At 36.4% G+C, this 12678-nt stretch carries 14 protein-coding genes and 2 pseudogenes; 7 read left to right on the top strand and 9 right to left on the bottom strand.

Annotation, left to right across the window (positions count from 1 at the left end; translation table 11 throughout):
* The first annotated feature begins 159 nt into the window (after positions 1-159).
* From G468_RS21085 to ahpF, 3 genes are all read left to right on the top strand, one after another.
* On the top strand, positions 160-804 hold the full coding sequence (locus tag G468_RS21085; protein ID WP_051297121.1) for a hypothetical protein: 645 nt from the start codon (positions 160-162) through the stop codon (positions 802-804).
* A 217-nt stretch (positions 805-1021) separates the two neighbouring features.
* Complete coding sequence (ahpC, locus tag G468_RS0113790) at positions 1022-1609, top strand: alkyl hydroperoxide reductase subunit C (protein ID WP_026823608.1); 588 nt, start codon at positions 1022-1024, stop codon at positions 1607-1609.
* 69 nt (positions 1610-1678) lie between these two features.
* Positions 1679-3241 carry an alkyl hydroperoxide reductase subunit F gene (gene ahpF / locus G468_RS0113795; RefSeq protein WP_026823609.1) on the top strand — a complete coding sequence of 521 codons (1563 nt, stop codon included), beginning with the start codon at positions 1679-1681 and terminating at the stop codon, positions 3239-3241.
* 113 nt (positions 3242-3354) lie between these two features.
* On the opposite strand, the gene G468_RS0113800 is transcribed toward ahpF, so the two are convergent.
* The 3 genes from G468_RS0113800 to G468_RS0113810 form a co-directional block, all read right to left on the bottom strand.
* Complete coding sequence (locus G468_RS0113800; protein ID WP_081700690.1) at positions 3355-3654, bottom strand: hypothetical protein; 300 nt, start codon at positions 3652-3654, stop codon at positions 3355-3357.
* A complete protein-coding gene (locus G468_RS0113805; protein WP_026823611.1) occupies positions 3651-4823 on the bottom strand; it encodes a hypothetical protein in 1173 nt (390 codons plus the stop codon). Before G468_RS0113805 ends, G468_RS0113800 begins: the two co-directional genes overlap by 4 nt.
* 262 nt (positions 4824-5085) lie before the next feature.
* Positions 5086-5634, bottom strand: a complete 549-nt coding sequence (locus tag G468_RS0113810; protein ID WP_026823612.1) for a hypothetical protein — start codon at positions 5632-5634, stop codon at positions 5086-5088.
* Between the two features lie 997 nt (positions 5635-6631).
* On the opposite strand from G468_RS0113810, the gene G468_RS0113815 reads away from it, so the two are divergent.
* Entirely contained in the window at positions 6632-7309 is a 678-nt protein-coding gene (locus G468_RS0113815) for an ankyrin repeat domain-containing protein (protein WP_026823613.1), read from the top strand.
* On the top strand, positions 7306-7452 hold the full coding sequence (locus G468_RS24850) for a cytidine/deoxycytidylate deaminase family protein (RefSeq protein WP_246067404.1): 147 nt from the start codon (positions 7306-7308) through the stop codon (positions 7450-7452). The genes G468_RS0113815 and G468_RS24850 overlap by 4 nt, the downstream gene beginning before the upstream one ends.
* 328 nt (positions 7453-7780) lie before the next feature.
* On the opposite strand, the gene G468_RS24860 is transcribed toward G468_RS24850, so the two are convergent.
* From G468_RS24860 to G468_RS0113835, 3 genes are read right to left on the bottom strand one after another with little or no spacing between them, the layout of a single operon-like run.
* Positions 7781-8602, bottom strand: coding sequence for a type II toxin-antitoxin system HipA family toxin (locus G468_RS24860; RefSeq protein ID WP_246067405.1), 822 nt, complete (start codon positions 8600-8602; stop codon positions 7781-7783).
* Complete coding sequence (locus tag G468_RS24865) at positions 8599-9105, bottom strand: HipA N-terminal domain-containing protein (RefSeq protein ID WP_246067407.1); 507 nt, start codon at positions 9103-9105, stop codon at positions 8599-8601. Before G468_RS24865 ends, G468_RS24860 begins: the two co-directional genes overlap by 4 nt.
* Entirely contained in the window at positions 9099-9428 is a 330-nt protein-coding gene (locus G468_RS0113835) for a helix-turn-helix transcriptional regulator (protein WP_026823614.1), read from the bottom strand. Before G468_RS0113835 ends, G468_RS24865 begins: the two co-directional genes overlap by 7 nt.
* 286 nt (positions 9429-9714) lie before the next feature.
* On the opposite strand from G468_RS0113835, the pseudogene dkgB reads away from it, so the two are divergent.
* Positions 9715-10539 (top strand): annotated as a pseudogene (dkgB, locus tag G468_RS21100) (2,5-didehydrogluconate reductase DkgB).
* 191 nt (positions 10540-10730) lie between these two features.
* Positions 10731-11321 (top strand): NAD(P)H-dependent oxidoreductase, encoded by a 591-nt coding sequence (locus G468_RS0113845; RefSeq protein ID WP_026823615.1) that lies wholly within the window; start codon positions 10731-10733, stop codon positions 11319-11321.
* Between the two features lie 198 nt (positions 11322-11519).
* Here G468_RS0113845 and G468_RS0113850 read toward each other — a convergent pair whose 3' ends face one another.
* The 3 genes and pseudogenes from G468_RS0113850 to G468_RS25420 all read right to left on the bottom strand — a co-directional run.
* Complete coding sequence (locus G468_RS0113850; RefSeq protein WP_026823616.1) at positions 11520-11855, bottom strand: hypothetical protein; 336 nt, start codon at positions 11853-11855, stop codon at positions 11520-11522.
* A 28-nt stretch (positions 11856-11883) separates the two neighbouring features.
* The gene (locus G468_RS0113855) at positions 11884-12339 is read right to left on the bottom strand and encodes a hypothetical protein (RefSeq protein ID WP_026823617.1); all 456 of its coding nucleotides are present in this window, start codon (positions 12337-12339) and stop codon (positions 11884-11886) included.
* 173 nt (positions 12340-12512) lie between these two features.
* Positions 12513-12678: pseudogene (locus G468_RS25420) on the bottom strand (IS91 family transposase); the annotation flags it as partial.

Consider the following 12678-nt stretch of genomic DNA (forward strand, 5'->3'; position numbering starts at 1 on the left):
ATTAATGCCTTACTGTATTGATTGAGATTCCTAACCATCAAGCAGAAAAGGCGCATTGTTTTATGGAGTCAGGTAATTTGATTGGTAAACTTGTATTAGTTAATGAGCACTTTTGATATTGTTTTTTAGTATCTTTTTCTTCTTACTGAGAGCTATTCTATGATTAAATATTTATTATTAAATTACAAGAATCAACAGTCTAATTACCTAAAATTACTTGTTATATTATTACCTTTACAAGTTTTAGCTTATGATGAACAAACTTCGTTAGAACAGTATCCGACAAAAGATATTCTGGCCTATTTCAAGCAAGCACAACAAGAAGGCTTAACTGGCATTGCGCAAAAAAGCAAGTCGGTCTATGCGCGGCTAGCTACGCCAGGTGAAATTATTAAGACCATCATTAAAGGCGTTGGCACTGAGGGTATATCACAGCCAGCTCAAGAGGGTGATTGGGTGGTGGAAAATATTTGTCCAGCCACAGGTAATGAGCAATATTTGGTTGAAGAAGCAAAATTTCACCAATATTATCATGATCCTGTTACCGTGTTGGGCAAGCCAAATTATTTACGTTTTGTTCCTACTGGTAAAATGATGAATTATTTTGTTGTACCTGAAACCGAATCGGCGTTTACCTTTATTAATAGTTGGGGGAAAAAACAATTATTACGCGCTGGTGATATTCTTATTCAGCCTGTTAGTCAGCCTCAAAGTTTTTATCGAGTGCCAAAGCAATCATTTTTATGTACATACAATATTGTGGTAACTGCACAAAAAACGCCTAACGATCTTGCCAGTAATTAGCAATTGGTGTCGTGATACTGATTATTTTCTAACTGATATCCTTAAAATTAATCAGACACCTGATTTTCAATTGAAAATCGTCTCATTAATCGGTTTTTTTATATCTTATGTTTTCTTATAATAGGTAATACCTATTGAATTAATAGTAGAAAGGAATTAGACGTTATATCTTTATGTTTATACATTAAATACATATCAAATAGAAGGGAGCAGTAAAATGTCTTTGGTTAATACAGAAATTAAACCTTTTCAAAATACCGCGTTTAAAGATGGAAAATTTATCGAGATATCTGAAAAAGATATTAAAGGTAAATGGAGCATTTTTTTCTTTTATCCTGCTGATTTTACCTTTGTTTGCCCAACTGAATTAGGTGACTTAGCTGATCACTATGAAGAGTTCCAGAAATTAGGCGTTGAAATTTATTCTGTTTCAACGGATACCCATTTTACTCATAAAGAGTGGCATAATCACTCAGATACAATTGGTAAAATTAAATATACCATGATTGGTGATCCAAGTTGGACATTAACGCGTAATTTTGAAGTGATGCGTAAGTATCAAGAAAATGATGAACAGAAAGAATTAGGATTAGCGGATCGTGGTACGTTTATTATTGATCCAAAAGGTATTATTCAGGCAGTAGAAATTACTGCTGAGGGTATCGGACGTGATGCATCCGATTTATTACGTAAAATCAAAGCTGCGCAATATGTCGCAAGCCATCCAGGTGAAGTCTGCCCCGCCAAATGGAAAGAAGGCGAAGCTACGTTGTCGCCTTCACTTGATTTGGTAGGAAAAATCTAATTAAAAACTTTGTGAGTAATTTTACTGTATTCGGGTGCATTAGCACCCGTTTTTTTCGGGGATAGAGCAATGCTTGATAATAATATGAGATCTCAACTTAGAGCCTATTTAGAAAAATTAATCCAGCCAGTTGAGTTAATAGCAACATTAGATGAGAGTGAAAAATCTGCCGAGATAAACGCATTATTACAGGATATCAGCACACTGTCAGATAAAATAACTTTTATCACAGACAATAACTTAGCGGTACGTAAACCGTCATTTTTAATTACTAATCCGGGTAAAGATAGCGGATTAAGGTTTGCCGGTTTGCCGTTAGGCCATGAATTTACCTCATTAGTTTTAGCACTATTGCATGTTGGCGGTCATCCTGCGAAAGAAGCGGCAGAAGTATTAGATCAAATTCGTCAATTAACAGGACAGTTTCACTTTGAAACCTATTATTCATTGTCATGTCATAATTGCCCAGATGTTATCCAAGCTTTAAATTTAATGGCGGTTTTAAATCCTAATATTACGCATACTGCTATCGATGGGGCTATTTTTCAGTCAGAAGTACAGCAACGAAATATTATGGCAGTGCCTGCCGTTTTTCTAAACGGTAAAGAGTTTGGGCAAGGGAGAATGACTTTAAGTGACATTGTCACTAAAGTTGATGTTAATGCTGAAAAAAATACTGTCCAAAAACTGAATCAGCAGCCACCTTATGATGTCTTGATTGTGGGTAGCGGTCCGGCCGGCGCTGCAGCCGCTATTTACGCAGCTCGCAAAGGTATTCGTACCGGTATTATTGGCGAGCGTTTTGGTGGCCAAGTTTTAGATACTATTGATATTGAAAATTATATTTCTGTATCGAGAACCGAAGGGCCCAAATTAGCGGCTGCACTACGTAGCCATGTTAATGATTATGATATTGATATTATCGATTCACAAATGGTGGCAAAACTTATTCCTGCCGATACTGTGGGTCAGTTGCATAAGATTGAAACCGTATCGGGCGCTACTTTACGTTCTCGCAGTATTATTATTGCGACAGGAGCTAAGTGGCGTGATATGAATGTGCCAGGCGAAAAAGAATATCGTACCAAAGGGGTAACTTATTGCCCCCATTGTGATGGGCCGTTATTTAAAGGCAAACGAGTCGCTGTGATTGGTGGCGGTAATTCTGGCGTTGAAGCCGCGATTGATCTTGCTGGCGTTGTTGAGCATGTGACTTTATTAGAATTTGCCCCAGAAATGAGAGCAGACGCGGTATTGCAGCAGAAACTAGCGAGTTTAAACAATGTAGATATTATTTTACAAGCTGAAACCCTAGCAGTAAAAGGGGATGGTGTAAAAATGACTGGCTTACAGTATAAAAATCGATTGGATGGTTCGCTAAATGATTTAGCGGTTGCTGGAACTTTTGTCCAAATTGGCTTATTACCTAATACCCAATGGTTAGATGGCGTAATAACCCGTAATGCAATCGGTGAAATTCAGGTTGATGACAAAGGTGAAACCAATATAAAAGGCATTTTTGCTGCCGGCGATTGTACAACTGTTCCCTATAAACAGATTATTATTGCGGCGGGAGAAGGGGCGAAAGCATCACTCAGTGCCAGTCAGTATCTAATGAACAGCATGCAATAAAATAGTTATTGCTATTAATTGCCCTATATCAACTATTTTCAAGCATCAACAACCCCTTGCCAAGGGGTTGTTTTTTTATTCAATTATTATTGAAACACTTACCGGCAAAAACTTTACCGCCAGGCTGGAGGGATAATTTTATGCAAGGTCTCTTTACACTGTTCATTTGCATGAATAATCATAATATCATATAAAAGTGCGGTACAAGTGAAGGCATTTTCTGTTCCAAGTAAGCGATTTTTCCAATTTTTGAACATCTGGTAACCCAACAGTGTTGGATCGAGTTGATGGGCTTTTTCCATTAAGGCATAAGCATAATAGCGCAGCATTAATGGAGAATTCCCATCAGTACCAAAAATGGCATTGGAGGAATAGCGGGTAAAAACCGTTGATAAAGCGAATTCTACCGCTATTTTCGGCTGTTCAGCGGCTTTTTTAGTAAGATGGGGGAGTGGATTTTTAAGGCGAAATTTTTGTTATGGCGGCTATTTTTGTGATCTTTTATTAAGTCAAAGATGAGCTCCCGGTTGCGGTCAACGCGTGATAATTTATAGTTGCCCATTTTTTGCTCTTTTTCCAGGGCATAAAGACGCTCTTCTCGGTTAAACGAACAACTGAGCATATCAATTGCCTCAGGCACAGGAATAATAAGGCCATTGTTAGCAACTAACCCGGCTACGCCGGGTGGCAGAGAATGAATGCTATTGTCTCGGGCATTATATTCAACCTTAACTTGATTTATTTCGGCCTGTTGTAGAAATTGTTGTTCTTCTTCACTCAGTGAATTAAACACTTGGGGTAAAAGAACATAGTAGGTTTGCTTAAAAACATCAGCGATATGTTGATTTTGCTGATTAAAAATCTCATCGATATTGGGTAATAACGTTATCTCTCCTTGATTATTGGGATATTCAACCTCTCTATTTTTATATAAGTAATTATTTAACCAATCTTCAGCAATATCATATTGCTTTAATTGTTGACGGGCAAGCGCTGGCCGGCATTGCCAATCCTGTAATAACTGCCTGAGTTGAACAAAGGGATTATTCTGGCTGAATTGATGTAAGTAATTAACATATTGCTGATAAATAACTTGGCTGTCTTGTTCAGTTATTTGGCCAAACGTTTTTTTATTTTCAGCATCCAACTGGTTGTGGATGAGGGCGGGTAATTTGAAATAACAAGAATATTCAGCCGAGGTGTTTTCTGCCAATAAAAGACTGTCGAGTAACATGCCTGTGGTAATAATATTATCCAGCGACATTTTATTAATTTCATCACCCGTTTCTACCAGTAGCATCGCACCGGCATGCAAATAGCCCCATTGCGCTTGATCTACGGTCATTTTTTGTAGTCTTTCATGTTCAAGCGGCGAGTTAACTTGCAACATCAATGTTGGCATCACTCGTTTTAGCACATGGTGTTGGTAATAATTTTTGGCTTCGGCCGAGAGGTAGCCAAACTCGGTTTTACGGTTTAATTGGTCGAATTGATATTTTTTTAGATCTGCATAATTCAATAATGAAATAGGGTTTGCTTTATTATCAGCGAGTTGCTTCGATAGCCATTGATCGTAGGGCATACCTAATATCGCCAATTGTAGCCAATCTGCAACAATAGTTTGTTGGCGTTGTGGCGAAATTTTCTCTCCTTCATTAGCTCCATATTCATTTAATGGAATTAATAATTGCTTAACAAGGATTGCTATTTTTGCTTCGTCGTTTTTATATTTTGTCAGATAATCAATGACTTAATTAATCAGATTAGGTGGCGGGTGGTTTTTATTATTCTGAGTTACGTTATCACTTTCTTTAGCCAGAAAGCGTTGTAAAAGTCTATTCTGTTCATGATACTACGCGTGAAATATCAACAGCACCATATTGCATACGATAAATAACGACATGTTCTAGTTTTTCTTGAAAGCCTTTCGATTCGATACTATAACGCCAATACCAAATATCACAGCGACATAAAAAATCCTTATCTGGATAAATAATATACTGTTTATATTGATCTTCCGAAGCGGAACCAGAACCTAGCACAGCATCTAAACCATTTGTTGCCAGCTCTTCAATAAATTTGCCTACTTTTTCGCCATTTGGTTCTTGCGAAAGCGAGAATGCCGATTCGATGGTTTTCGCAATTGCACTACCAACTGCATCTTTACTATCTGTTTTGGTCATGACATGCATACGTTCGGTTTGAAAATCTTTGGTGACTCCAGGTGCTAAGCTGTCTTCATCACTTTGATGCCAGGAATTATTCATTTCATGTTTGAAATTCTCTAATTTGGCTTCTCCCAATTTGACTAGGATATTGAGAGTCTCTTTCAACTGCTCTTCCATGTCTTTTCTTGGATCAAGATCACGAATAAATTTACTAACAACCGCCATAGTTAATCTCCTTATCAAATCATAATCATTAAAAAATAGTGTTTAATTGATAAACAATTGTTAACTATTTGATAGGTGCAGGGTGATTATTATTTTTTGGTCTTATTATGTATAGTGATTATTTGTTGTTTGAAATTTAATAAACAAATAATAAGCAGTTACGTGAATTAGTTAGATTGTGTTTTTGATCATTTTATCTGACTAAATTGATAAATAATAATTTCAAGTTAGGTGTATTATTAAACATAATTTATTTTAATTGATGAAAATTACCGGTCATTAATCTTATTATTTAATTTACTACTATTATTAAATTTTATTTTTAGCATTTTTTAATAATTGATCTGTTTCTATATTGGCTAAGGCAAGACATTGTGGCTCAATAGATCACTTCAGCATATTTCACCGCGTTTTTATGATATTGCATTGTTAGACATAACAACGTTATGACCAGCCAAGTCAAATTGAAAACCAATGCAGGATTGCCATCGCTATACTTTACAGGAAATGCGGTGATAATGATAAAAAATAACCAACTTAGCAAATAATAAAATGTTTTAAATATTTTATATTTTATTCTATAACTAATATTATTATTTTTTTAAGTAACGTTATTTTGATTGGATCGAATAACATTAATTTTTTATAAATAGATCTTGATTTATATCAAGATAAAATCAATTTTTCCATAAAAAATAACTTATTGAAAATAAAAAACTTTCGCACGATTTATTACTAAATGAAAATTAAATTAAATTAAATTAAATTAAATTAAATTAAATTAAATTTTATTTATTAATGTAAATTTAATAGCAATAAATAAATTTTTTTGCAATCAATTGTATTATAAATTTAGGCTTATTTTTTATACTCATTGTACAAATATTTTCTTGAATTTTTTAATTAAATAGCTAAGTGAATTTACTTATTTCATTAAAATTAGTGTTATTCATTAATAATGATTTTAACAAATTAGTAAGGTTTGTCGGAGGAGTATATGAAAAAATACCTTGTTCCAATCTGGATCATAGGAGGAATAATATTGTCACTATTATTGATAGGCTGCGCGATGGCGCAATCAGCAAAAATAAACCTAATTAAGCTTGCAGAAACTGGCGATTTAATGGCGATTGAACAGGCATTTAAAAATGGCACCAATCTAGAACAACGTGATTGGCGTTTACGGACACCACTAATGGCGGCTACTCATACTAATCAAATTCAAGTTGCGCGATTTTTGATGGAACACGGGGCAGATGTTAATGCGAAAGATGCTAGTTTGGATTCACCTTATCTCTATGCTGGTGCTAAAGGATTAAAGGAAATTCTAACCATGACGTTGACTCACGGTGCTGATTTAAAAAGTACTAATCGTTATGGCGGAACAGCTTTGATACCGGCGGCAGAGCGGGGCCATGTGCAAGTGGTACAAATGTTAATTGACGCGGGTGTAGATGTTAATCATGTCAATTTTCTAGGTTGGACGGCACTAATTGAAGCTATTATTCTTGGTGATGGCAGTAATAAATACGCTCAGATCGTGCAACAATTAATTACTGGCGGTGCTGATGTTAATTTAACTGATCATTTAGGTAATACACCATTGAAGTTAGCTAAACAAAAAGGTTATCAACAACTTGTGCAGATCCTACAAAATGCAGGAGCTAAAGAATGAGTGACCAACAGTTTTTGGAAAAAGCAATTAATTTAGCAAAAGAAAATGTTAAAGTAAGCGGTAGACTCTTTGGTGTCGTGATTGTCACCAATAATACCCTTATTGCTTCTGGTGTTGATCAAGCATTAGGTAAAATTGATTAGCGGATTGCACAGTTTATACTAGTGGAAAACCTTGTCCAATGTGTTTAGCGGCCATCAGAATGGTAGGGATTAGGTGAGTTTTTATGCTTATTCCAATCAATATGCTGCATCTTTTGGCCTCTCTAGTGAAAAATTAGCTCAACAATTAAGATTACCAGCGCAGCAACAGCAAGAATTTTGCGTTTGTTCAGTTAAAATTAACGTCACAAGTTGAACTTTATCAGCTATGGCAACAGCAGCAGGCAATTAAGCATTAAAATGTTAGCTAAAACTGTCCGGATAATTGCCGGACAGCTAAGTTACCGTTGATTAGCCAATAGACACTATACTAGATATTTAAACATAAATTTGCGTTAATTTCCTGCGCTAACAAATTAGGTACTGCAAACTCAACAGCGAGTTTTTGCCACTCTGAAACTTTTTCTATTGTTTCATCAATAATTCCGTTGATCATTTCTCGAGTAAACAGGGGACTTAACTTTTCTAATGAGTAAAAATCTTGGCGAGAAAAATTGTCACGTTTCCCATTTAAGCTCATCCAATGACTGTTTACCCATTTACTACCGGGCTTGTAGCTATAAGCTAAATCATAGGCGGGGGCTAACATCCACTTATCGCCTTTTAGCATAAAAGAAAAATTTTTAGCGTGATCATCATGATTGCGTGCCACAATATTAAAGGTCATTCTTTTTAGTAGTTGTTCTGCTTCTTTTGCTGAAAGTTTTAATTGTCTAGCAACACCGAATAATTCGGCGTAGGAGAAAGAGCCGGGTTTTTTGTAATCAACGTGAGCAAGGCCATTTAAGGTTTGTACATGGCGTTTTTTATTACCAAAACGATCAAAGCGCTGAGTAATAAAATGGCGTCTATTACCTTCAGCAAGCAGCCGACAAGGCATCATTTCTATGCCACAGCGGGTTGCCAATAAATAATAAACATATTCCATTGCACCAAAACCAACTGGATCACCAAAGGTTTGTTGATTTTTATTATGTTCGCTAACACCATCAAACTTTATTAAATAATGGGTAAAACCGTCCGGAACATTAGTTTGTCCCGAACGAACCTGGGTGAAATCTTGATTAAAAGCTAGAACGGCTTTTGGTCTCGCGCCACCAGCACTCATGCCAACTGAAAGCAGAGCCATCATTGCTTTGCGATCTTCCTGACCATTTTTATGTAGCTCAACGGTAAATTTTTGTCTTGAATCAAGAATTTCTTGAGTAATAGCAACCAGAGAACTGATCTCAACCTGTTGTGAGGCATTGAGACTTTTGATCCTAGTTGCTGGCACGTATTCCAACGCGCCCATCCCTCTTTTACCGGTATATTGTAGTCGCTGTAATGGTGTAATGGTGTAATGGTGTCAGGAGATTTACCCATCGTCGCAACCCAAGCATTAAGTACTGCATTACCAAAGTCATCGGGTAACGAGTCAGCAATTAAACCAGGTAATCCTTTAAAGGTATTAAAATCCAATTCGGGAAAACTATAAATTCGCGTTGCTAATGGCATTTTCAATGGCGATAACTCGATTCCTTGTTTGATAAAGCGAGAATTGTATTCAAAAAAACCTAAACCTTTGCTAGTATCAAAACTTACTGCACCCACTTCATGTTGCTTATAGTTGACATTGATAACTTCCATTACCATTCTGCTAAATCCTCTGTATTATTTTTTCTATGCCCTGATGCGCGTTGTCTTTTTTTACCTTGTAACTTAGCAAGTTGAATCGGTGAGATATCCTGTTTAGGCAAAAATAGATCTAATTGTTCAAGCAAATTCAATGCTGCCATAATAGCGATTAAGTTCTCTAATTGGACGTTACCTTTTTCTGCATTTAGGACCGTTTTTCGGCTGATACCGGACAGTTCAGCTACTTCAGCTTGCGTTAAATCATGATTTAATCGAGCTTGTTTCAAACGTTCGCCCAATTCCGCAGCGATCGCTGAAGCTGATTCTTCAAATATGCTCATAATATCCTCATTTAAGTACATTAAAGCAATAAAGTCACATTTATGGGTATATTTTAGCACATTATAATGATTAAATAATATTGTTGGTTAGTGTCCTAATATAGGGTCTTTATTGACTATAATAGGATTTAAAGTATCTAAATATGGACATTGTGGAAATAGTAAAATGGCAGTTAAAAGACAACTATTGCTTAATCAGCAAAAAATTTGTGTCAATTTGATACTTTATTATTAAGCTTAATTTTCTAACAATAAGGATTCATACATTTAATGTTAAGAGGTTTTTATGTCAGTTCCTGCTTTTGGATTAGGTACTTTTCGCCTTAAAAGTAATATTGTGATTTCATCGATAAAAAATGCACTTGAATTGGGTTATCGTGCTATTGATACGGCGCAAATTTATGATAATGAAGCTGATGTAGGGCAAGCAATAAAAGAGAGTGCTGTACCACGTGAAGATATCTATATTACGACAAAAATATGGACAGAAAATCTGAGTAAAGAAAAGTTAATCGCTAGCCTTAAACAGAGTTTAAGCAAACTAGGCACAGATTATGTTGACTTAACCTTAATTCATTGGCCGTCCCCCAATAACGCGGTAAGTGTTAAAGAAAGTATGGAGGCTTTATTAACAGCCAAAGAAATGGGATTAACACGTGAGATTGGTGTGTCGAACTTTACTATTGATTTGATGCAACAAGCGGTAGCTGCCGTTGGCATAGAACATATTGCGACCAATCAGATTGAACTGTCGCCATATTTGCAAAATCGTCGAGTTACTGCCTGGGCAAAAGAGCAGGGAATACATATTACTTCTTATATGACATTGGCTTATGGTAAAGCACTGCAAGATGAAGTTATCAAGCAGATAGCTAAAAAACATCAGGCGACGCCAGCACAGGTAATATTGTCCTAGGCGATGGCGCTAGGTTATAGTGTGCTCCCCTCTTCAACGAAGCGGGAAAATTTAGCCAGTAATTTAAAAGCCGTTGAATTGAAACTGGATAGCGAAGATATGGCCGCAATAGCTACGCTTGATCGTAATAAATCATCAACTCTTCAGAATTTGCTTTCATTAATATTATTCCTACAGCTAGTTACTAATGCTTAGGCACGCTAAAAAATTAAATAACTTTAAAATTAATTTTGACCACAAATAAAAATAATACCATTTGTTTAGTAGTGATTTTAGTCATTGGTCTGATTATTGTTATATAAGCAAATAATTTTATACATTCTCGTCATTTAAGCTTGGTTTTTTACCACCTATTATAATTATAACGAAGTTAATTAGAGGTTATGATGAGTAGTATCTTAATTATTAATGGCGGCAAAAAATTTGGCCACTCAGGGGGGCAATTAAATAATACGCTAACTAATGTAGCAGAAAATTATTTAGCTGAAATCGGTCATGCTGTTGAAGTGGTACACGCTGACAGCCAATATGATATTAACGCTGAAGTACAAAAAATCTTACAGGCTGATGTGATTATTTGGCAGATGCCGGGATGGTGGATGGGGGCGCCATGGACGGTAAAAAAATATATGGACGAAGTTTTTACCCAAGGGCATGGCTTGTTGTATGCCAGTGATGGACGTACCCGCTCAGATGCGAGTAAGAAATATGGCTCAGGTGGATTAATTCAGGGCAAGAAATATATGTTGTCATTAACCTGGAATGCACCTTTAGAGGCTTTTAACGATGAAACGCAATTTTTTAATGCAGCCGGTGTAGATGGGGTTTATTTACCTTTTCATAAGGCTAATCAATTTTTGGGGATGGAACCTTTATCAACATTTATTGTTAACGATGTGATTAAATCACCCGATGTTACAAGTTATATCGAAGAGTATCGTTTACATTTAAGCAATGTGTTTGGTTCCCAGAAATAATTAAGCGTATTCGCGAATACAGTCGCTGAATTTTTTGAGAATCTTATTCCAAGCATCATTGGGGGTGAAGAACCGTTTTGTGGGCGAGGGCGCTACATAGAAGCTAAGTGGGGCTGGTTTAACAGCCCACAACTCACTCCGTGAAGCGTTTTCTGTGAAGTTATTTTGGCCGAACGTTTAGCAATGCAATAAGCAGTATTATTGTTTGCCTAACCTTTCACAATGCAATATTGTCTTTTCAAAAGCCAGTGCAATTGCATCCTTCATAGCCTTTTCACAACCGGTTTCGTTATACATATTGGCGAATAACTGATAATCAGAAACAAAATCTAATGGGGCAGATTTTGGCTCCTTCTTATTTAGTTGTGCGTTGAAGTCAAATCCGACTTCGGGGCCAAATTGGTTTGCCGTCCATAAAACCTCATGCGGTGAGTGTCCGCCATCGTAAGTCATAAACATCATGATGCCAAGCAGAGCAAAATTAGGATTGATGTTCAGGCCTTGCTCACGTAGGTGAGACACAATACCAAGCATGACATTCGTTGAGCCAGATATCCCCGCACTATAAGGGATCCCATTTTGCAGTGCGGTATGGCATTGGCGTTATTTGCTTATTTAGTCGAGGTTTGTAATGCAATGCCGGTCTGTCGGTTATTGTCATCCAACTTTCTGACACTGCGGCTAATTGATGCCTCAGCGTTATACCTGCTGCAGGGGATACAGGATTGTTTGGCGTTGCGCCAGTGCGACCTCGGTGTGGAGTAAGCATAAATTTGTAATTTGAGTTGATCTGTTGGTACCAAGCTGCATTTCTCAAGTTGTCAATTTGAGAAAAGCCATTAAACAACTTCACAGCTAAATAGGGTATGGCAATACTTTCAAACCCATTGGTTATTTCATTTCGTAATAATTTTAGCAGTAAATTTTTTGATTCTGGCCAAGCAGATTCAGAAAATTGGCTAACACCATCCACTTGATTAAACCAAAATCGTATATCACCATCAATACGTTTTTGCAAATACTTGACCAAGGTTCATGGTTAGGAATCTCAATCAATACAGTAAGGCATTAATGGAGGTGTTTTGAACTTAATATTTCTATTAAATTCTGACAGTTTTCTCGTTGATTAACCATGAGAACAGTAATTCGGTTAAATTATCATCTAAAAACCTAATAATAGGCACACTACTCCTAGGCTGCGGTTTGTAACCATCGTTTTTTGACCATTTTATCCCGCCTTTCTGACAGTAAAGTGACGGCGTGTATTCCTTTTTCCGCACTCATAAACCGCAATCGGTTTCCACATAAAATACATTGGTACGGGTCAGTATTTAAAAAACCTTTGATAAGGGTGTCA

It is taken from the genome of Arsenophonus nasoniae DSM 15247 (assembly GCF_000429565.1).
Taxonomy (GTDB): domain Bacteria; phylum Pseudomonadota; class Gammaproteobacteria; order Enterobacterales; family Enterobacteriaceae; genus Arsenophonus; species Arsenophonus nasoniae.

Excerpts from the sequence above, each read along its gene's own strand:
- G468_RS21085 (WP_051297121.1), top strand. The coding sequence starts at position 160 with ATGATTAAATATTTATTATTAAATTACAAGAATCAACAGTCTAATTAC.
- ahpC (WP_026823608.1), top strand. The coding sequence starts at position 1,022 with ATGTCTTTGGTTAATACAGAAATTAAACCTTTTCAAAATACCGCGTTT.
- ahpF (WP_026823609.1), top strand. The coding sequence starts at position 1,679 with ATGCTTGATAATAATATGAGATCTCAACTTAGAGCCTATTTAGAAAAA.
- G468_RS0113805 (WP_026823611.1), bottom strand. The coding sequence starts at position 4,823 with ATGCCCTACGATCAATGGCTATCGAAGCAACTCGCTGATAATAAAGCA.
- G468_RS0113810 (WP_026823612.1), bottom strand. The coding sequence starts at position 5,634 with ATGGCGGTTGTTAGTAAATTTATTCGTGATCTTGATCCAAGAAAAGAC.
- G468_RS0113815 (WP_026823613.1), top strand. The coding sequence starts at position 6,632 with ATGAAAAAATACCTTGTTCCAATCTGGATCATAGGAGGAATAATATTG.
- G468_RS24850 (WP_246067404.1), top strand. The coding sequence starts at position 7,306 with ATGAGTGACCAACAGTTTTTGGAAAAAGCAATTAATTTAGCAAAAGAA.
- G468_RS24860 (WP_246067405.1), bottom strand. The coding sequence starts at position 8,602 with ATGATGGCTCTGCTTTCAGTTGGCATGAGTGCTGGTGGCGCGAGACCA.
- G468_RS24865 (WP_246067407.1), bottom strand. The coding sequence starts at position 9,105 with ATGGTAATGGAAGTTATCAATGTCAACTATAAGCAACATGAAGTGGGT.
- G468_RS0113835 (WP_026823614.1), bottom strand. The coding sequence starts at position 9,428 with ATGAGCATATTTGAAGAATCAGCTTCAGCGATCGCTGCGGAATTGGGC.
- G468_RS0113845 (WP_026823615.1), top strand. The coding sequence starts at position 10,731 with ATGAGTAGTATCTTAATTATTAATGGCGGCAAAAAATTTGGCCACTCA.
- G468_RS0113850 (WP_026823616.1), bottom strand. The coding sequence starts at position 11,855 with ATGCTTGGTATTGTGTCTCACCTACGTGAGCAAGGCCTGAACATCAAT.